This is a genomic window from Cupriavidus basilensis OR16 (assembly GCF_000243095.1).
GTDB classification, from domain to species: Bacteria; Pseudomonadota; Gammaproteobacteria; order Burkholderiales; family Burkholderiaceae; genus Cupriavidus; species Cupriavidus basilensis_D.
The window spans coordinates 24,260-44,468 of record NZ_AHJE01000058.1; the positions used below are offsets into that span (position 1 = coordinate 24,260).

The window sequence follows — 20,209 nt, forward strand, 5'->3', positions numbered from 1 at the left end:
CTCGCCGGTGGATTCACTGCCCGCCCAGGTACGCCTGCGCCAGCGCGGGATCCCGGGCCAGTTCGTCCGCTGGCCCGCTCGCCACCACCCGTCCTTCCTCCATCACATAGCCGCGATCGGCCAGCGCGAGTGCCAGTGCGGCCATCTGGTCCACCAGCAGGATGCTGATCGACGCCTCGCGCAACTGCTCCAGCGAGGCGAACAGCTCAGCGATCACCTTAGGCGCCAGGCCCAGCGAAGGCTCGTCGAGCAGCAGCACGCGCGGGTTGGACATCAGCGCGCGCCCGATCGCCAGCATCTGCTGTTCCCCCCCGGAGAGCAGGCCGGCACGCTGGTGCTGGCGCTCGCGCAGCCGCGGGAAGCGGGTCAACATGGACTCAACCCGCTTGATCATTTCCATATGGGACAGCGGCCCCGACGCAAAGGCACCCAGCCGCAGGTTGTCGAGCACCGATAGCTCGGGGAACACCTGCCGGCCTTCCGGCACCAGCACCACGCCCATGGCCGCGATGCGTTCGGCATCCAGTCGCGCCAGGTCCACGCCGTCGAAGGTGATGCCGCCCTGCAGCGGGCGATGCAGGCCAGACAACGCGCGCATCAAGGTGGATTTGCCCGCACCGTTGGCGCCCAGCAGCGCCACCACTTCGCCTTCGCGGACCTGCAGCGCCACGTCGTGCAGCACAGGTGCCGCGCCGTAGCCTGCGTTGAGCGCATTCACGCCCAGTACTTCGCGCAATGCATCGGACGGCACCTTGCGTGGGCGCATTGCCTGCGCGGCGTCCTGGCCGGATAGCACGGCGGCCTCGCCCAGGTAGGCGCGGCGCACCTGCGGATCGCTGCGGATGGCCGCCGGTGTGCCCGCCGCCAGGTGCTGGCCGGCGTCGATCACGACAATGCCATCCGACACGTTCATCACCAGCGACATATCGTGTTCCACCAGCCCCACCGCAATGCCGCTGCCGGCAATCTTGCGCAGCAACGCACCCAGCCGCGCCTTGTCCTCGCGCGATAGCCCGGCGGCCGGCTCATCGAGCAGCAGCACCGCGGGGCGGTGGCCAGCGCGCGTGCAATCTCCACCAGGCGCCGGTCCACGTGCGCCAGGTCGGCCGCGCAGGCGTCCGGGTCGCCGGCATAGCCGCACGCGGCGAGCAGGTCCAGCGCCTGTTGCCGCACCGCCGGCGCGGTAAAGCCCGCGATGCCCAGCAGCGTGCCAAGCCGCCCGCGCCGCAAGGCGATGGCCACGTTCTCGGCCGCGCTCATGCCGGCGAACAGCTGCGAGGTCTGGTAGGTGCGGGCGATGCCGTTGCGTGCGCTATGGCAGGCGCCGCGCGCGGGCAGTGCGGCCTGGCCCAGGCGGCGGCCGCCGGCGCGCGCACGGTAGTAGCCGGACAACATGTTGAGCACGGTCGATTTGCCCGCGCCGTTGGGGCCGATCAGGCTGGTCACCGCGCCGGCGGGCATGTCGAAGGAAAGATCGTCGACCGCGCGCACGCCGCCGAACACCATCGACAAGCCCTGCGCCGCAAGCCCGCGCTGCCGGGAGGGCGGCAGCGCGGGCAAGCTGGCACCGGCACCGGCACCGGCACCGGCACCTTCGCCGCAGGCGCGCCGTTGCGGGCGAGCGCGCTGCCATAGCTGGCCGAACATACCGGCGATGCCGCCGGGGGCGACCCACAGCACCAGCAACAGCAGGCCGCCGAAGAACAGCAGGCGCAGGTTTTCCAGGCTCGACAGCAGCTCGGGCAAGACGCCTACCACCACCGCGCCGAGCACCGGCCCGGCCACCGTGCCCGCGCCGCCGATCATCACCACCAGGACGAACAGGATCGACTGCAGGAAGGAGAACATGCCTGGCGCGACCATGCCTTGCAGCGGCGCGAACAAGCCGCCGGCTAGCCCCGCCAGCGCGGCCGAGAACGCGAAGCCCACGGTCTTGACCACCAGCGGGTCGATGCCGATGGATGCCGCCGCGGTCTCGCTGTCGCGCACCGCGCGCATGGCCGCGCCCCAGGGCCCGCGCGAGATACGTGCGTAGGCCGCGAGGGCAATCGCCAGCACCGCCAGCGCGATCAGCGCGAGCGCGCGCTCGCCACCATCCACGCCCGGCAGCGACGGCTGGGCGATGCCCATCAGGCCGTTCTGCCCGCCGGTGAGCGCGCGCCACTCAACCGCGCCGTGCTCCACGATGAAGCCGAAGGCGATGGTCACCATCGCCAGGCCCGGCCCCTTCACGCGCAATGCCGGCAGCGCGAGCAGCGCGCCAGTGGCGGCGGCGATCAACGCGCCCGCCGGCCACGCCGCCCAGATGCTCCAGCCGGCCTGGCCGGTGAGGATGGCGACGGTGTACGCGCCAATGGCATAAAAGGCCACGTGGCCGAACGAGATCTGTCCCGTCAGCCCCAGCAGCAGGTTCAGGCCCACACCGCAGATCGCCAGCATGGCCACCCCGGCGATGACAAAGACGAAGTAGCCGTTGACCAGCAGCGCCGCGGCACCGGCCGCGATGAGGGCCAGCGTCATCGCGCTTACCTGCAGCGGCGTGCCCAGGCCCAGCAGCGGCCGCGCGCTCGCAGGCGCGGCTTGCGGTAAGGCGGCGCGCGGCGCGCCACCTTGCGTGGATGTCAGCGTGGAATCGTTCATACCTTGCGCACCTCCGCGCGTCCGAACAAGCCGTCCGGCCGCATGGCCAGCAGCAGGATCACCAGGGAGAAGGTGATGATCTGGGTGTAGCCAGAGCCGAGCGAGGCCGTCACCAGCGCCTCCGCCACGCCGAAGATCAGGCCCGCCACCATCACGCCCCAGGCGCTGCCGAGCCCGCCCAGGATGGCAACGGCAAAGGCCTTGAGGCCAAACACCGTGCCCATGTCGGATTGCACGTTGAACAGCGGCGCGATCAGCACGCCGGCAATGCCGGCCAGCAGCGTGGACAGCGCGAACGCCGCCGCCACCAGGCGCCGGATCGGGATGCCCATCAGCCGCGCGGCGTCGCGGTTCTGCACCACGGCCAGCATCGCCACGCCCCAGCGCGAGCGGCGCAGCAGCAGGTGCAGCACCCCCGCCAGCGCCAGCCCGATCACCGGGATCAGCAACTGCAGCGGATACACGCCCAGGCCCGTGTCGCCGAGCTGCATCGCGGAGGTGGCGAGCGGCGAGGGCAGGCTGCGCGGCTCGGTGCCGAAGGTCAGCATCACTACGTTATCGAGCACGATGCCTAGCGCCACCGTGGCCATCAGCCAGGCGTTGGAGCCGCGGCTGGCAAACGGGCGCACCGCCAGGAACTCCACCGCCAGCCCGTACAGCGCGCACAGACAGCGCCAGCGCTAGCACCACCGCCAGCGGCATTGGCCAGCCCAGCGTCTGGGCAAAGGTGTAGGTCAGCACCGCGCCCAGCATCATCGAGCTGCCCTGCGCGAAGTTGACCGTGGCCGAGACCGCGTAGGTAATGTGAAATCCCAGTGCCATCAGGCCGTACATGCTGCCCAGGCCGAGGCCGCTGATCAGGGCGGAGATCCATAACATGGTGAGTCCTTGTCGCGGGTGGTCGGTGCTGCAGGTGATGCAGGTGTTGCGGGGGATGCACCCGCAGCACCACGCCTTACTTCGCCACCGGCACGATCCGGTTGTCGATGAACTGCGCCCAGACGTAGTCGTTCTCGCTGAGCGCGTCATGCGTCTGCGGCGTGAACGGCTTCACATAGGTCTTGATCAGCCCCTCATAGCGGTCGATCTTGTAGAAGCCCTCGCGCACCGCATCGCCCTTGGTCGAACCGGCGCGCGCGATGGCCAGCGCGGCAAGCTGCATGGCATCGTAGGCATTGGCCACGCCCACGGCCGGCGTGATGTCGTCCGGGCCCTTGATGTCGTTGTACTTCGCCTTGAGTGCGGTCACCACGCGCGTGCTGACCGGCGAGGGCGAGCCGAAGAAGCTATAGGTCTGCACGAAGTGCACGTTCTTGGCATTGGGGCCGGCCAGCTCGGTGAAGCGTCCGCCGGCGGGGCCCCAGTGCGATACCACCGGCACCTTCCAGCCCATGCGGTCCAGCGACTTCACCACCTGTGCCGACGGTCCCACGTTGCCCACCATGAACAGCACATCGGCGCCGGCCGCCTTCAGGCGTCCGAGTTGCGGCACCACGTCCACGTCATTGGCCTCGAACTTCTCGATGCCCGCCGGGGTCATGCCCTTGGCGGACAGTGCGGCCACGATGCCCTTCTCGTTCGATTCGCCCCAGGGATTGTTGACGAGGATCAGGCCGGGCTTGCTGGCATTGAAGCTCTTCTGCGCGTACTGCAGCATGGCCTTGTCGACGACTTCGTCCACTGCCGAGACACGGAAGACATAGTTGGGATTGGCGCCATTGCGGGTGATCGGCGTGCCCGCTGCCCACGGGCCCATGAACGGCACCTTCTCCTGGTTGGCGATCGGCACGATGGCCATCGACACCGGCGTGTCCAGCCCGCCGAACAGCACCGCCACCTTCTCTTTGTAGATCAGCTCGCGCGCGGCCAGCACGCCTTTGGCGGGATTGCCTTCGTCGTCGCGGCGCACCAGTTCGAGCTGGCGCCCGCCAAGCAGGCCGCCCTTGGCGTTGATCTCGTCGATGGCGATGGTCATGCCGCGCGTGAGCGACTCGCCAGCGCGGGCCGACTGGCCGGACAACGCGGTGACCAGGCCGATCTTGATGGTGTCGGCGGCCAGGGCGGGCAGGACCGGCAAGGCGCAGGCCGCGGCAATGGCGGCGAGCAGGGCGCGGCGTGAGACGGTGGACATGGCGGTTCTCCGATAAGGAATGAGGCGAGAGGGACGGTCGGCTATGCGTGGTGTCCCGCTCGCAAGAGCCATGCCACACGTCGGCAAACCGGGCGGAAAAGGCGCAGCGATATATGAATCAGTATGTCTACGATATGGCCTGCTTCTTGCAAACGATCTTGATAGAAGTTTGCATACGATCAACCTGGTGCCATGCCTGCACGATGTCGGTGCCGGATGCCGCCAGGTGTCTGCGGATGGCGCCAAGGCGGGGCATGGCCCGCGCTGGCGACTCCCACGCATCGGCAAGGACGCACTAAGGCAATCTCCGGCAATCATCGAACATGACGCATAACCCGATCCCCTCCACCGTCCAGGCGCTCGGTGGCCCGCACGATGCGACGCCCGGACCCGGACCCGGACCCGGACCCGGATATGGCCCCCTGCGCTCGCACGGGCGCTTTGGCTACCGGCCCATCACCGACGTGGATACCTATCGCTGGCCCGGCGGCGCCCACCTCGCGGTTTACCTCGGTTTCAATATCGAGCACTTCGCGTTCGGGGAAGGGCTGGGTGCCAACCTCGGACCGGCCGCGCCGCAGCCCGACGTGCTCAACTACAGCTGGCGCGAGTACGGCAACCGCGTGGGCGTGTGGCGCTGCCTGGAGTTGTTCGACCAGCTTGCGTTGCCGGCCGGCGCGCTGATCAACACCGCCCTCTACGATCATTGCCCCGAAGTGGTCAACGCCTGCCTCGCGCGCGGGGACGAGCTGATCGGGCACGGGCACACCAACGCGCGCCGTCAGAGCGACCTGGACGAGGCCGGCGAGCGCGCGTTGCTGCTGCATTGCCGCGAGCGCATCGTCGCGCATGCGGGCACAGCGCCATCGGGCTGGCTGTCGCCCTGGATCGCCGAGACCGCGCTCACGCCCGACCTGCTGGCCGAGACCGGCTATCGCTACACGCTCAACTGGTGCCACGACGACCGCCCGGTGCGCATGGAGACGCGCGGCGGCCCGCTATGGTCCATTCCCTATCCGCAGGAGCTGAACGATATCCCGATGATCGTGGGCCGCCATCTGGACGGCAGCGCGTTCGCCGACATGATCATCGACCAGTTCGACGAAATGCTGGCGCAGGCCTGCCACGCGCAGCATCCGCAACCGCTGGTGATGGGCATTGCGCTGCATCCTTACCTGGTGGGCCAGCCATATCGCCTGCGGCACCTGCGCCGCGCGCTGGCGCACATTGCCTGCCGCCGGCGGCAAGGCAAGGTGTGGTTCACCACGCCCGGCGCCATCTGCGATCACCTCGAGCAGGTGGCGCCGCTGGCCGCCGCTTCACGCTAACATCATGAGTTCCATGTCCCCGGCCGACGTCATGCCTCGCACCGCATCACCCCGTACCGCGCCGCCGAAGGCGGCCAAGCCGAAAGCCGGCAAGCCGAAGCCCGGTGCAGCGCCCTCTGCGTCCGTCGAGGCCGCCTCGATGGAGGCCGGCGCGGAACTCGGCGGCGATGCCGACGCGCGCATCTACCAGTCCATCTTCGACGGCGTGCTCAACCACCGGCTCATGCCCGGCACCAAGCTGCCCGAGCCCGAGCTGTGCCAGTTGTTCGGCGTGGGCCGCGCGGTCGTGCGCCGCGTGCTGGAAAAGCTGGCGCACGACGGCATCGTCGACCTGCGCCCCAACAAAGGCGCGGTCATCGCCGAGCCCACGCCGGCCGAGACCAGCCAGATCTTCGAAGCGCGCCGCGCCATGGAGCGCGTGCTGGTGGAACTCGCCGTGGCACGCGTCACGCCCGCCGACCTGCGCGAGCTGCGTCAGCAACTGGCCGCCGAGCACGAGGCCATGCATCGCTTCGACCAGCCCTCATGGGCGCGGCTGGCAAGCGGCTTTCACCTGCGCATCGCCGCGCTCGCGCGCAACCCCGTGCTGCAGCGCTATCTCACTGAGCTGGTCTCGCGCTGCTCGCTGATCGTAGGCCTGTACGAGCCGCCGGGACACGCGCCGTGCGAGCACGACGAACATGCGGCCATTGTGGATTGCATAGAGCGGCGCGACGCTGCCGGCGCGGTCCAACGGATGGAGTCGCACCTGCGCGAGCTGGAGCAACGCATCGAAACGTCTCGCATGCAGGGCGAGAAGAGCCTTGCCCAGATGCTGGGCCTGGCGGGGGAGCATGGGGGATAAGGGAGATAAGGGGAGCAAGTATGGAAATCGATTTCGAGGCCATCACCGAGTATCAGCGTTACAAGCTGATGGCCAGCCTGATCGTGCCGCGCCCGATCGCACTGGTCACCACGCTGTCGGAGGACGGCACCGTCAATGCCGCGCCGTTCTCGATGTTCAACATGCTCGGCGAAGAGCCGCCCATCGTGATGATCAGCATCAACCGGCTGCATGACGGCGCGCTCAAGGACACCGCCGCCAATATCGCGCGCACCGGCGAGTTTGTCGTGCACCTTAGCGATGAAGCGATGGCGGAGCAGATGCACGGCTGCGGCGAGCGTTTGCCGCCGCAGCAGAGCGAGCTCGCGCGCGTGGGGTTGACGTCGCTGCCATCGAGCGCGGTGGCGCCGCCGCGAATTGCCCAAGCGCCGGTGGCGTTTGAATGCACCTTGTGGGAAACGCTTGAGACAGCCAGCCGGCAGATTTTCATCGGCCGCGTGCTGCGGCTGCATGCGCGGGACGATCTGATCGATACGCAGACCTGGCGCGTGCGGTTGCAGAACTACTTTCCGGTGGGACGATTCGGGGCCAGCTTCTACGTCACCACGCGGGATCGGTTCTCGATGGAGAAGGAGGCGGGGGTGGTGACGGCGACCACGGCGGTGGACGAGATGTGAGCTGGCAATACGGTGGCGTGGGCGATTGGCAGCATGCTGACACAAGCCTCTGCTATCTTTAGGCACCCAGCGTGTCGCTGGCCATCATTCCCACATTGGCTCCCATGCAAGCATCGACCACCACACCCGACGCCGCAACCCCGGCCGCCATCAGCTTGCGCCAGGCGTTCTGGTACTGGCTCAAGCTGGGCTTCATCAGCTTTGGCGGCCCGGCGGGACAGATCGCCATCATGCACGAGGACCTGGTCGAGCGGCGGCGCTGGATCTCGGAGGGCCGCTTCTTGCATGCGCTTAACTACTGCATGGTGCTGCCCGGGCCTGAGGCGCAGCAGCTGGCAACGTATATCGGCTGGCTGATGCACCGCACCTGGGGCGGGGTGATCGCGGGCGGGCTGTTCGTGCTGCCGTCGTTGCTGATCCTGATGCTGCTGTCGTGGATCTACATGCGCTTTGGCGAGGTGCCGGCGGTGGCGGGGGTGCTGTACGGCATCAAGCCGGCGGTGACGGCGATCGTGATGTCGGCGGCGTGGCGCATCGGCTCGCGGGCGCTGAAGAACAGCTGGCTTTGGGCGATCGCGGCGGCTTCGTTCGTCGCCATCTTCGCGCTGGAATTGCCGTTCCCGGTCATCGTGCTGGCCGCGGCCTTGATCGGCTACGCGGGCGGCCGGTTTGCGCCGGCGCGCTTTGCCAGCGGGGGCGGGCACGGCGCCAGCAAGACCGGCTTTGGCCCCGCGCTGCTGGACGATCACACGCCCACGCCGCCGCACGCGATTTTTACCTGGAAGCGCTTCTGGCTGGTTCTGGCGGTGTTCCTCGCGATCTGGGGGCTGGCGCTGGGCGCGCTGGCCTGGCGCTACGGCTGGCAGGGCACGCTCACGCAAATGGGCTGGTTCTTCACCAAGGCCGCGCTGATGACCTTTGGCGGCGCCTATGCGGTGCTGCCCTACGTCAACCAGGGCGCGGTGGCGCACTACCACTGGCTGAGCGCGCCGCAGATGATCGACGGCCTGGCACTGGGCGAAACCACGCCCGGCCCGCTCATCATGGTGGTGGCCTTCGTCGGCTTCGTCGGCGGCTGGACGCAGGCCGTGTTCGGCGCCGATGCGGCGGTGGCGTCGGCCGTGGTGGCGGCGACGGTGGTGACCTTCTTCACCTTTCTGCCGTCGTTCCTGTTCATCCTGCTGGGCGGGCCGTTCGTGGAGAGCACGCACGGCAACCTGAAGTTCACCGCGCCGCTGACCGCCATCACGGCGGCGGTGGTTGGCGTGATCGTCAACCTGGCGGTGTTCTTTGCCTATCACGTGTTGTGGCCCGCCGGGCTGCAAGGGCGCCTGGAGTGGCCATCCGCCCTGATCGGACTGGCCGCGGCGGTGGCGTTGTTCCGTTTCAAGGCCGGCGTGATTCCGGTCATCCTCGCTTGCGGCACCGCCGGGCTGGCGCTGGTGTTCCTGCGCGGTATGGCCTGAACGGCTACCAGCCGCTATAGGGCGCGCCCGCCAGGCGGTGGGCCGCGAAGTGCGCCGCCAGGAAGTCCACGAACGCGCGCACCTTGGCCGTGAGGTGGTCGCGCGTGAGGAATACCGCGAACACATCGGCGGGCGGCGTCTCCCAGTCGGGCAGCACCTGGCGCAGCCGCCCGGAGCGGAGCATCGGCGCCACCTCCCATTCCGAGCGCATCAATATGCCGTGGCCCTGCAGGGTCCAGCCGAGTGCCGCTTCGCCGTCGTTGGTGCTGGCCGGCCCGCGCACCTTCACGGTTTCCTGGCGGCTGGCCGAGCGCAGGTGCCAGGTGCCGTAGGGGGTGTCGCTCTCCCGGATGACAATGCAGCGGTGCTGTTGCAGCTCGCGCGGCGACGCCGGCTCGCCGTGGCCGGCCAGGTAGCGCGGCGCGGCGCACAGGAGGCGGCGGTTGTGCGCGATGGGCCTGGCGGTCAGGCGCGCATCGGGCAAATCGCCCACGCGGATGCCGACATCGAAGCCCGCTTCGGCCAGGTTCAGCGGCCGGTCCGTGAGCTCCAGCTGCACCTCCACCTCCGGGCAAGCCAACAGGAAGGCGCCCACCGCCGGCGCCACGTGGCGCCGGCCAAAGCCCAGCGTGGCATTGACCCGCAGCAGCCCGCGCGGCGCCACCCGGCTGCCGCCGAGCCCTTGCTCCAGCTCCTCCAGTTCGGCCAGGATGCGCGCGCCCTGGGCCAGGTAAGCCTCGCCCTCCTGCGTCACGCTCAGCCGGCGCGTGGTGCGGTTGAGCAGGCGCACGCCCAGGCGCGCCTCCAGCGCGGTCAGCCGCTTGCTGGCGGCCGACGGCGTGATGCCGAACTGCTGGGCCGCGCCGGCCAGGCTGCCGCGCTTGACCAAGGTGACGAAGAAGGCGAGGTCGGAGAAATTGTCCACGATGCGGTCCGAGGCCTGATTGATGAATCAGGCGACTGAATGAAAGTCTGTGAGCGAAATTATAGCGGTGGGTTCAATGGTTAAACTGGCATCTCGATAAGCGCGGCGGCGCCGGGGGCGTTCCCTTGTAGCCAGCCTGCCGTCCAGGAGACCCCACATGAACCGCTTTACCGCCATCGCCCGCCGGATCTGCCGGATGCCGCTCGCCTTGAGTGCTGTCGCCTTGTCGGTTGCGCTCGCGCCGGCGGTGGCCTCGGCCGAGACGTTTCCCGCGCGCCCGATTCGCCTGATCGTGCCGTTCGCCCCAGGCGGCAGCGTCGACATCGCCGCGCGGCTGGTCACCGAAGCGTGGGGCCGGCAGCTCGGCCAGCCCGTGGTGGCGGACAACCGCGCGGGCGCCTCGGGCAATATCGGCATGGACCAGGCGGCCAAGGCCAAGCCCGATGGCTATACGCTGGCCATCAACAACGTGGCGCTGGCGGTGAATCCGTCGCTGTTCGCCAAGCTGCCGTTCGACACCGAGCGCGACCTGACGTCGGTCGGCACGGTGGGCACCTCACAGCACGTGCTGGTGGTCACCAATGGCCTGCCGGCCAAGAATGTGAAGGCGCTGATTGCGCTGGCCAAGAGCCGCCCCGGGCAACTGAGCTTTGGCTCGGCGGGCACCGGCAGCACCTTCCATATGGCGGCGGAACTGTTCAAGTCGGAGTCCGGCACGGCCATCCTGCACGTGCCGTACAAGGGCGGCGGCCCGGCCATGGTCGATACCATCGCCGGCCAGGTACAGCTCAGCTTCCCGGTGCTGTCGGCCGCGCTGCCGCAGGTGCAGGCGGGCAAGCTGCGCGCGCTGGCGGTGACCGGGCCCAAGCGCTCGCCGCTGCTGCCCAATGTGCCCACCATTGCCGAGGCGGGCCTGCTCAATTACGCCTTCGAGACCTGGTTCATCGTCAGCGCGCCCGCCGGCACGCCCAAGGACGTGATCGCCAAGCTCAACCAGACGCTGAACCAGGCGCTGGCCGCGCCGGAAATCAAGGCGCGCCTGCTCAGGGAAGGCTTCGAACCGCTCACGATGAGCCCGTCCCAGGCCGACGCCATGCTGCACAAGGAAATCAAGCGCTGGGCCGCGCAGATCAAGCAGGCCGGCATCACGCCGGAGTAAGCGCGGCCCTTGCGGCTGCGCATTTTTCGACTTACCACTCACTTCAGGCAGAGTCCCATGTCAGGCCTTACCTTCTATCGCAAGCTGGTGGATTCGCACACCGTGGCGGTGCTCGATGCCGACCACGTGCTGCTCTACGCGGATCTGCACCTGATGAACGAATACACCAGCCCGCAGGCTTTCGCCGGGCTGGCCGCGCAGGGCCGGGGCGTGCCGTCGCCGGGCCAGCAGGTGGCGGTGGTGGACCACATCATCCCCACCCACGCGCAGAGCCCGCGCCGCATCCAGGATCCCGCTTCGGCGCTGCAGGCGCGCAACCTCAAGCGCAACTGCGATCGGCACGGCATCCCGCTGTTCGATACCGATGACGCGCTGCAGGGCATCGAGCACGTGATCGCGCCTGAGCACGGCATGATCCGGCCTGGCATGGTGGTGCTGTGCGGCGACAGCCATACCACCACCTACGGCGCGCTGGGCGCGCTCGGCTTTGGCATCGGCACGTCCGAGGTGGAGCATGTGCTGGCCACGCAGACGCTGGTGTACCGCGTGGCCAAGGACATGCGGATCCGTGTGGAAGGATTGCTTGCGCGCGGTGCCACTGCAAAGGACCTGATCCTGCATATCATCAGCCGCATCGGCGCGCAGGGCGCGCGCGGCTACGTGGTGGAATTCGCCGGCAGCGCCATTGCCGCGCTGTCGATCGAGGCGCGCATGACGCTGTGCAATATGACGGTGGAGGCCGGCGCGCGCGGCGCCCTGATCGCGCCGGACGCGGCGGCCATCGACTACGTGCTGGCGCGCGCGGCCGATATCGATGCGCCGATGCGCGAGCGTGCGCTGGCCTGCTGGCGCCAACTCCACGCCGACGCGGACGCAGGGTTCGACCGCGAGCTGGTATTCGATGCCGGCCAAGTGGCACCGTACGTGAGCTGGGGCACGAGCCCCGACCAGGCCATCCCCATCGACGCGCGCGTGCCGCTGCCCGCCGATGCCGCCGACGATCTCGCGCGTGGCGCCGCCGCCAAGGCGCTCGACTACATCGGCCTGCAGGCGGGCGCCACGCTCGAAGGACTGCCGGTGCAGCGGGTGTTCATTGGCTCCTGCACCAATGGCCGCATCGAGGACCTGCGCGCGGTGGCCGCCATCGCGCGCGGGCGCAGGGTGGCCGAGGGCGTGCGCGCGATGGTGGTGCCGGGCTCCGGCGCGGTGCGCCAGCAGGCCGAGGACGAAGGCATTGCGCAGGTGCTGCTGGACGCCGGCTTCGAATGGCGCAAGCCGGGCTGCTCGATGTGCCTGGCCATGAACGACGACGTGCTCGCCCCGGGCGAGCGCTGCGCCTCCACCACCAACCGCAATTTCGAGGGACGCCAGGGGCGCGCCGGGCGCACCCACCTGATGAGTCCCGCCATGGCCGCCGCGGCGGCGCTGACCGGCTGCATCACCGATGTGCGCCGCCTGGAGCAATGCAATGACTGATCACGATTCCGAACTGATTTTCGACCTGATTGCCGCGCTTGGCGCACCGCTGCCTGTCGGCAACCTCGACACCGACCAGATCATGCCCAAGCAGTTCCTGCGCATCATCGACAAGGCGGGGCTGGACCGTGGCCTGCTCTACGATATGCGCTTCGACGCGCAAGGCGCGCCGCGCCCGGAGTTCGCGCTCAACCAGCCGCGATACCAGGGCGTGGGGGTGCTGGTGGCCGGCCCTAACTTTGGCTGTGGCTCGAGCCGCGAGCACGCTGTCTGGGGGCTGCAGCAATACGGGATTCGCGCGGTGATCGCGCCGAGCTTTGGCGAGATTTTTTACTCGAACGCGATCAACAACCGGTTGCTGCTGGTGATGTTGCCGCAGGCCGAGGTGGATGCGCTGATGGCCGCGGTGTCGGGCGACGCGCCCGCGCGAATCGAGATCGACCTCGCGGCGATGTCGGTGAGCGCCGGGGCGCTGCGCTTCGCCTTTACGCTGGCCGAGCGCCACCGCACCATGTTCCGCCGGGGACTGGACATGATCGGCGCGACGCTGGCACAGTCCTCGCAGATCGCCGCGTTCGCGCAGCGCCATCACCAGTCGCAGCCCTGGCTGCAGGACGTCGCCGCCAAGACCATGGCGCGGCTGTCCGTCTGAAGGAGGACTGAGCATGTTCGAAGGCTTCACCCAGCGCCGCATTCCATGCGGCGAAGTCGAGATCAACGCCATCGTCGGCGGCCAGGGCCCGGCCTTGCTGCTGCTGCATGGGCATCCGCAAACGCACATGATCTGGCACAAGGTGGCCGCCACGCTGGCGCGGCATTTCACCGTGGTAGCCACCGACCTGCGCGGCTACGGCGACAGCGGCAAGCCCGCCGGCCTGCCGGACCACGCCAACTACAGCAAGCGCAGCATGGCGCAGGACCAGGTCACGGCGATGCGCGCGCTGGGCTTCGAGCGCTTCGTGGTGATGGCGCATGACCGCGGCGGGCGCGTCGCGCACCGCATGGCGCTGGACCATCCCGATGCCGTGCGCCGGCTGGTCACGCTCGATATCGCGCCCACGCTGGCGATGTACGAACAGACCAGCCTGCAGTTCGCGCTGGCCTACTACCACTGGTTCTTCCTGATCCGGCCCGCGCCGTTTCCCGAGACGCTGATCGAGGCCGATCCGGCGCTCTACCTGCGCAGCACCATGGGCAGCCGCAGTGCCGGCCTGGCGCCGTTTACCGAGGCGGCCATGGCGGAGTACCTGCGTTGCCTGAGCCTGCCGGGCGCGGCGCACGGGCTGTGCGAAGACTATCGCGCCAGCGCGTCGATCGATCTCGAGCACGACCGCGCCGACCTGGCCGCCGGGCGCAAGGTCGCGTGCCGGATGCTGGCGCTGTGGGGCGAGCAGGGCGCGGTGGGCCGCTGCTTCGCGCCGCTGGAGGAGTGGCGCAAGGTGGCGCGCAACGTGAGCGGCAAGAGCCTGCCGTGCGGGCACTACATGGCCGAGGAGATGCCGGAGTTGCTGCTGGAGGAGACGCTGCCGTTCCTGTTGGGCGCAGATTAGGGGCGCAAATTAGGGGCGCGGCCGGGACGCCGCAGGGGCGCCGGGCACAGCGGGCGAGTGCGCGGCGAGCCGGGCTGGCTTACACTCGCTGTCTTCGCCCCCGTGCCCAACCGAACGCATTCCCCTGCCCATGCCGCCCCGCAAGAATCCCGCCGCCGCCGCCGCCGCCGCCGCCGACACGCTCGCGCAAGGCCGCGCTACCAGCGACCAGGCTATCCAACTGCTCGACGGCGCCGTCAGCCACGTGCTCGAACATGGCATTGGCGATTTGTCGCTGCGTCATATCGCCGAAGCGGTCGGCACCAGCCACCGCATGCTGATCTACTATTTCGGCTCGGCCGACCAGTTCTGGGAGGCGGTCCTGCGCCGCATCCGCCACGCCGAGCTGGATGCGCGCGCCAGCCTGGCCGCCAGCGAGGCGGATCCCGCGCGGGCGCTGGAAGTGGCCTGGGCGCGCTATTCGGCGGACAACTACCTGCCTATCATCCAGTTGCTGTTCGAGATTTATGGCCGTGCCATTCGCGATCGCGAACGCTTCCAGGTGTTCCTCGACGATGTGATCGGCAGCTGGACCGGCGCGCTGACCGAGCGCTTTCACAAGCAGCTTGGATTGAGCACGAGCGAGGCGAAGCTGCGGGCCCGCATCGAGGTGGCCACCGTGCGCGGCTTGTTGCTGGACCTCGTCACCACGGGCGACCGCAAGGGCACCACTGCCGCGCTGAAGTACTTCGCGCGCATGCTGAATGCGCCGAGGGCCACGGGCGCAACAGCGCAGGCCGATGCCTGATCCTCGGGCGGCGCGGAGGATTGCGCCGCCGCATCAAAATTTTTTTTCCTCTCTATGTACCACATGGTACAGTAAACCGGATGCACCTCGATGCGAGGTGAGGCTCAGGGGATTCAAGAGGAGATCGAAATGAACAGACGCACACTGATATTGCGTGCCGCGCTGGCCGTGGCGGGCATGGCATATGGCGCCGCCGGCTGGGCGCAGGACTGGCCGCAGCGCCCCGTCAGGCTGGTGGTGCCGCAGGCCGGCGGCAGCGGCAACGACGTGCTGGCGCGCGCGCTGGCCGAGGCGCTGGGCAAGCGCTGGGGACGCAGCGTCGTCGTGGAAAACAGGCCCGGCGCCAACGGCGTGCTGGCCATCAACTATGTGCTGCAGCAGCCGGCCGATGGCTACACCTTGTTCTTCGCCGGGGTGTCCAACCTGGCCTTCAATCCCTTCCTGTATCCCGCGCTGCCTTATGTGCCGCAGCGCGACCTGACCGGCGTGGCGATGCTGGCCAACTCGCCGTTCGTGCTGGTGGTCGCGCCGGCGCTGCATGCCACCAGCTTTGCCGAATTCGTGCGGCTCGCCAAGGCGCGGCCGGGCGGCATCAGCTACGCCTCCGGCGGCATCGGCAACTCCACGCACCTGGCCATGGAACTGGTGGCCGAGCGCGCCGGCGTCAAGCTGCAGCATGTGCCGTTCAACGGCGCCGGTGGCTCAACCAGCCTGATGTCGGGCGAGACGCCAGCCATGATGAATGTGCTGGCGGGCGTGCAGCCCTATATCGCCGGCAAGAAGCTGGTGGCGCTGGCGGTGACCGGCGAGCGGCGGCTGGCCGCGCTGCCCGACGTGCCGACCTTCAAGGAGCTCGGCTACGACGTGGCGGTGCCAGGCTGGTACGCCATCGTCGCAAAGACCGGCACGCCGGCGGCGCTGGTGCAGAAGGTCAACGCCGACATCAATGCGGCCATGGACGAGCCGGCATTCAAGGACAAGCTGGCCAACCAGTTCCTCGACCCGATCAAGGGGCCGCCGACCGAAGTGGAGCGCTATATGCAGCGCGACGCGCAGGCCTGGGGCCCCATGATCCGCAAGCTCGGCATCGCCCTCTGATCCCCCGCACCCACTACCAAGGAGACTAGACATGCCCCAGATCACGACCGCCGTGCGCGACTATCGCCTGGCGATGATGCACGCGCTGATGGACCGCATCCGCGTGGATGCGCTGGTGTTCAGCACGCCGGACTTCTTCCAGTTCGCCACCAATTTCCAGCTGGATGTCTGGCCGTGGGAGCGCCCGGTTTTCGTGTTCGTGCCGCGCAACGGCGAGCCCTTCGCCGTGATGAACGAACTGTCCACCAACCACATGCGCCTGTGCACGGAGAAGGATAAGGTCTGGCTGCGCGACGTGACGTACTACGCCGAGCATCCGCGCGTGTCGCAGCGGCTGGCACTGGCGCCGCAGTTGCCCGAGGTGGTGGCATCGCTGCTGGCGTCGCACGGGCTGGGCGGCTCGCGCATTGCCGTGGACGTGGCCCACCCGATTCTCGCGGCGGCGCAGCGCTACCTGCCGGAGCTCGCGTTGCGCCCGGCCATGGCGGAGATGCGCGGCATGCGCTGGGTCAAGCATGCGGAAGAACTACAGGTCATGCGCGAGCTTGGGAGCCTGACCGACTGGGTGCAGGACCGCTACCGCGAGAACATTCGCCCGGGGCGGCTGACACAGGAACTGGACCATGCCATGTCGGCGCTGATGGTGGAGGAGGCCGCGCGCCGCTTTCCTGGCGAGGATTTCGACATCCTGAAATGCTGGACGCTGACAGGGCCGGCCTCGGCCTCGCCGCATGGCGACGGCGCCGCCTGCGGCGCGCGCATCGCGCCCGGCGATACTATCGTGAACCTGATCCTGCCGCGCCTGAACGGCTACTTCGTGGAGAACGAGCGTACGTGGTTCTGCGGCAAACCGGACGAGCGCCAGGCCCGCTGCTACCGGGTTGCCGCCGAGGCTACCGACGCGGCGGTGGCCGCCGCGGTAACCGGGCGCCGGGTCTGCGACATGGACGCCGCCGCGCAGGCTGTGATCGAGCGCGCTGGCCTGGGCGAATACATCTTCCACCGCACCGGACACGCGGTCGGGCTGATGCTGCACGAGTACCCGGAAGACATGGCCTTCAACACGCGCGCGCTGCAGGACGGCGAGGTCTACTCGGCCGAGCCGGGGATCTATGTCTACGGGCTGGGCGGCTTCCGGCTAGACGATACGGTCGTGGTGGGCGAGCGCCCCGAGGTCATCGTGAAGACGCCAAAAACGCTGGAGTATGCAACAGTCGCGTGACACAAGCGGCGAATGGGGGGATGGCGGGGGGAAGCCGAATGTGACCGGGAAATCGTCGTGGCGGGATTGGTGCGCAATCCTTGGGCCAAAGGCACGTGCCGGCACACCGGCGGGAGGCGATCGAGGATAAAATGCGGCCGACGCTTGCCACCTGCCGCCTTGTCAATCGTGATTCACGCGGTGCCCGGACGACCCCCCCCTCGACATGGACGACTCTCCCCAGCACGCGCCATTCTCGCCCTCCCATGCCATTCCCGCGCGCATTCCGCCTGTCAAGGCGTTGCCCACGCATGTTGCCGCGATGCTCGACAGCATTGCGGATGGCATCATGTTGCTCGACCGCGAGTGGCGATTCACCTACGTCAACCAGGCCACGGAACGCTTGCTCAAGCGCAGCCTGACGGACCTTGGCGGGCGCGGCATCTGGGAGTGCTATCCGGACCTGATCGGCTCAGCGTATTACCGGGCGTACCACGAGGCGGCTGCCAGCGGCGCACCGCGCACTTGCACCGCCTACCATGCCCCGCTGGCATGCTGGTTGGAGGCCCGTGCCTTTCCCGATGCCAACGGCCTGACCGTGATCTTTCGCGACGTCAGCCGCGAGCGGCAGCAGTCGGCTCAGCTGGAATACCATGCCGATCACGATTACCTGACCGGCCTGCCAAACCGCCGGCGCTGCACACAGGTGTTGGCGCACGCGGTGGCGCAAGCGGGCGAAGCCGGGGTGGCGGCACCGCTGGCCGGTATTGGCGCGCAAGAGCCGTACGCCGCCGGGGTGGTGGTGCTGTTCGTCGATCTCGACCGCTTCAAGGAAGTCAACGATGCCTTTGGGCATGCCGTGGGCGATACCTTGCTGTGCGGGGTCGCCGAACGCTTTCGCGCGCTGCTGGCCCCATCGGCCTTTGTCGCGCGCGTCGGTGGCGACGAGTTCGTGTTCATCCTGCGCGACGCGAGGCCGGGACAGGCGGAGCGTTTTGCCGGCACCATCCTTGCCGGCGTGTCGCAGCCATTCCAGGTCGACGGCCATACGCTGCTGCTGGGTGCCAGCGTCGGGATCGCGCAGTGGCCAGAGGCCGGCGATACCGCCGACACCCTGTTGAACCACGCCGATGCCGCCATGTATGCAGCCAAGGCCGCGGGGCGCTTCCAGTTCCGCGTCTTTCACCTGGACCTTGCACAAGGCTTGCGCCAGCGCCTGCAGTTGCGCGCCGACCTGCATGCCGCGATGGCAGACGACCAGCTTGTGCTTCATTTCCAGCCGCAATGGTCGCTGCAGGATGGCAGGCTGGCGGGCGCGGAGGCGTTGCTGCGATGGCAGCACCCTACGCGCGGCCTGCTGCCGCCCGCCAGCTTTCTCGATGTACTGCTGGAGTCCCCGCTGGAGCCGGCGGTAGGGCTCTGGGTCATGCGCGCCGTGTGCCGCCAGATAGCGGCATGGCGGCGTGCCGGCCTGCCGGTGCCCAGGATCTCGCTCAACCTGTCGGCGCGGCAGCTGGTCATGCCAGGGTTGGCAGGCTTGCTGGCGGACCTCGCGCGTGAGCACGAAGTGCCATGCGGGCTGCTGGACGTGGAAGTTACCGAGAACACCCTGATGACCGACCTCGATAGTGCCGCTGCGGCGCTGGACGAGCTCAAGCGCTGCGGCATCAGCGCCTCGCTGGACGATTTCGGCTCCGGTTACTCGAGCCTGGCCTACCTGACACGCCTGCCGGTTGCCACACTCAAGATCGACAAGTCGTTTGTCGCGGTGCTCGGCAGCGCGCCCGAGGCCCTGGCGGTCATTCGCGGGGTCATCGCTCTGGCGCGCTCGCTTGGCATGAGAACCCTGGCGGAAGGCGTGGAGACCCGTGACCAGCAACGCTTGCTGGCCGGGGAGGGCTGCGACGCAGTGCAGGGCTACCTGCTCGGCCGGCCGATGCCGGCAGCGGATTTTGCCGCGGTCATGGGTGCCAGCGCCGTGGCGCGGGGGGATTGACGCGGCGTGGCAACAGCCCCGCCGTGCCACATGCATGCGCTGTTCCGGAGGTGCATAATCGCTCACCAGTGCGTCGAGCCCTAGCCAGATCTTGCTGGCCTCAACATACATTCATGAATGGATGTATAATTCCGTAATTATTCGCTTGTCTCTAAGCGATTGTTGCGGAAATTGACCATGACTTACCGATTTATTGCCGGGTGCATGAGCGCCTGGCTCGCGATCTGCGTGACTGCGGGCTGGGTAGTGGAACGCCTCTGGTCCTGAGTACGGGTGGTCGGCTTTGCCGCTGGGAGGTGGCAAGGTTTTCGCTAGGGCTTGCCATTCTTCGCGGTAATTACCACCCACCATGCACATGACCATCGATAAGAAGAACGCCGGCCGTGCCCGCCGGTTTGCAATGCGTATCAAGGCGCTTGGCGCCATGGCTGCCCTCGGCGCATGCGCTGCCGCGCACGCCGACCCGGGGGTGCATGTGGCCTTTGGCCGCGATCCCGGCCACAACATCAACAAGTACGAAGTTGGCGTGAACTGGGATTCCGGCTTTGCCTGGGGCAACCCGCAAGGCTGGCTGGCCAAGCTGCAGTGGGAAGCCGAACTGGCCGAATGGAACTCCCGCAGTGGCGTCAATGCCCAGAATGTGACCGAATTCGGCTTCTCGCCGATCCTGCGCGTGGAAAAGCGCGGCGGCTCTCTGGTGCCGTTCATGGAAGCTTCGGTTGGCGTACGCATGATGAGCCATAAGGCCACCTCCGACGACCACCGCTCCGGCAGCCTGTTCCAGTTCTCCGACATGATCGGCGTGGGCATGGCCTTTGGCCCCAAGACCGCCTATGAAGCCGGCTTCCGCTACCAGCACGTCTCCAACGCCGGTATCAAGCAGCCCAACCCGGGCAGCGGTTTTTACACGGGTTACGTGCGTTATCGTTTCTGATTTTGCAAAGATGGCTGG

Annotated in this window: 17 protein-coding genes and 1 pseudogene; 13 read left to right on the forward strand and 5 right to left on the reverse strand. The window is 68.1% G+C overall.

All coding sequences use genetic code 11. The annotated features are described in order from the left end of the window. Nucleotides 1-13: 13 nt before the first annotated feature. From OR16_RS47795 to OR16_RS21800, 4 genes and pseudogenes are all read right to left on the reverse strand, one after another. Nucleotides 14-988, reverse strand: a complete 975-nt coding sequence (locus OR16_RS47795) for an ATP-binding cassette domain-containing protein (RefSeq protein ID WP_423739675.1) — start codon at nt 986-988, stop codon at nt 14-16. After that, nucleotides 913-2,640: an ABC transporter permease subunit gene (locus OR16_RS21790; RefSeq protein ID WP_006160113.1), complete on the reverse strand. Its 1,728-nt coding sequence runs from the start codon at nt 2,638-2,640 to the stop codon at nt 913-915. Before OR16_RS21790 ends, OR16_RS47795 begins: the two co-directional genes overlap by 76 nt. After that, nucleotides 2,637-3,519 (reverse strand): annotated as a pseudogene (locus tag OR16_RS21795) (branched-chain amino acid ABC transporter permease). Before OR16_RS21795 ends, OR16_RS21790 begins: the two are co-directional and overlap by 4 nt. 76 nt (nt 3,520-3,595) lie before the next feature. Continuing rightward, nucleotides 3,596-4,771, reverse strand: coding sequence for an ABC transporter substrate-binding protein (locus tag OR16_RS21800; RefSeq protein WP_006160114.1), 1,176 nt, complete (start codon nt 4,769-4,771; stop codon nt 3,596-3,598). Nucleotides 4,772-5,094: 323 nt separating this feature from the next. Between OR16_RS21800 and OR16_RS21805 the strand changes: the two genes are divergently transcribed. The 4 genes from OR16_RS21805 to chrA all read left to right on the forward strand — a co-directional run bounded on the left by OR16_RS21805 (nt 5,095) and on the right by chrA (nt 9,065). Then, nucleotides 5,095-6,099 carry a polysaccharide deacetylase family protein gene (locus OR16_RS21805; RefSeq protein ID WP_006160115.1) on the forward strand — a complete coding sequence of 335 codons (1,005 nt, stop codon included), beginning with the start codon at nt 5,095-5,097 and terminating at the stop codon, nt 6,097-6,099. 139 nt (nt 6,100-6,238) lie between these two features. Beyond that, nucleotides 6,239-6,943, forward strand: a complete 705-nt coding sequence (locus OR16_RS21810) for a GntR family transcriptional regulator (protein WP_006160117.1) — start codon at nt 6,239-6,241, stop codon at nt 6,941-6,943. Between the two features lie 20 nt (nt 6,944-6,963). Continuing rightward, nucleotides 6,964-7,599: a flavin reductase family protein gene (locus tag OR16_RS21815; protein WP_006160118.1), complete on the forward strand. Its 636-nt coding sequence runs from the start codon at nt 6,964-6,966 to the stop codon at nt 7,597-7,599. A 104-nt stretch (nt 7,600-7,703) separates the two neighbouring features. Then, complete coding sequence (gene chrA, locus OR16_RS21820) at nt 7,704-9,065, forward strand: chromate efflux transporter (protein ID WP_050983066.1); 1,362 nt, start codon at nt 7,704-7,706, stop codon at nt 9,063-9,065. Nucleotides 9,066-9,069: 4 nt separating this feature from the next. Here chrA and OR16_RS21825 read toward each other — a convergent pair whose 3' ends face one another. Further along, nucleotides 9,070-9,990 (reverse strand): LysR family transcriptional regulator, encoded by a 921-nt coding sequence (locus OR16_RS21825; protein WP_006160120.1) that lies wholly within the window; start codon nt 9,988-9,990, stop codon nt 9,070-9,072. A gap of 157 nt (nt 9,991-10,147) precedes the next feature. Here OR16_RS21825 and OR16_RS21830 point away from each other — a divergent pair, with 157 nt between their 5' ends. From OR16_RS21830 to OR16_RS21870, 9 genes are all read left to right on the forward strand, one after another. Further along, complete coding sequence (locus tag OR16_RS21830; RefSeq protein ID WP_006160121.1) at nt 10,148-11,149, forward strand: tripartite tricarboxylate transporter substrate binding protein; 1,002 nt, start codon at nt 10,148-10,150, stop codon at nt 11,147-11,149. A 57-nt stretch (nt 11,150-11,206) separates the two neighbouring features. After that, on the forward strand, nt 11,207-12,625 hold the full coding sequence (gene leuC / locus OR16_RS21835) for a 3-isopropylmalate dehydratase large subunit (RefSeq protein ID WP_006160122.1): 1,419 nt from the start codon (nt 11,207-11,209) through the stop codon (nt 12,623-12,625). Then, nucleotides 12,618-13,277 (forward strand): 3-isopropylmalate dehydratase small subunit, encoded by a 660-nt coding sequence (leuD, locus tag OR16_RS21840; protein ID WP_006160123.1) that lies wholly within the window; start codon nt 12,618-12,620, stop codon nt 13,275-13,277. The genes leuC and leuD overlap by 8 nt, the downstream gene beginning before the upstream one ends. Nucleotides 13,278-13,290: 13 nt before the next feature. Next, nucleotides 13,291-14,175: an alpha/beta fold hydrolase gene (locus OR16_RS21845; RefSeq protein ID WP_006160124.1), complete on the forward strand. Its 885-nt coding sequence runs from the start codon at nt 13,291-13,293 to the stop codon at nt 14,173-14,175. Nucleotides 14,176-14,305: 130 nt separating this feature from the next. Then, a complete protein-coding gene (locus tag OR16_RS21850; protein WP_006160125.1) occupies nt 14,306-14,962 on the forward strand; it encodes a TetR/AcrR family transcriptional regulator in 657 nt (218 codons plus the stop codon). A 129-nt stretch (nt 14,963-15,091) separates the two neighbouring features. Then, nucleotides 15,092-16,060, forward strand: coding sequence for a Bug family tripartite tricarboxylate transporter substrate binding protein (locus OR16_RS21855; RefSeq protein WP_006160126.1), 969 nt, complete (start codon nt 15,092-15,094; stop codon nt 16,058-16,060). Nucleotides 16,061-16,091: 31 nt separating this feature from the next. Next, nucleotides 16,092-17,282 carry a M24 family metallopeptidase gene (locus OR16_RS21860; RefSeq protein WP_006160127.1) on the forward strand — a complete coding sequence of 397 codons (1,191 nt, stop codon included), beginning with the start codon at nt 16,092-16,094 and terminating at the stop codon, nt 17,280-17,282. 205 nt (nt 17,283-17,487) lie between these two features. Further along, on the forward strand, nt 17,488-19,257 hold the full coding sequence (locus OR16_RS21865; protein ID WP_006160128.1) for a putative bifunctional diguanylate cyclase/phosphodiesterase: 1,770 nt from the start codon (nt 17,488-17,490) through the stop codon (nt 19,255-19,257). A gap of 355 nt (nt 19,258-19,612) precedes the next feature. Further along, complete coding sequence (locus tag OR16_RS21870) at nt 19,613-20,191, forward strand: acyloxyacyl hydrolase (protein WP_006160129.1); 579 nt, start codon at nt 19,613-19,615, stop codon at nt 20,189-20,191. Nucleotides 20,192-20,209: the final 18 nt, after the last annotated feature.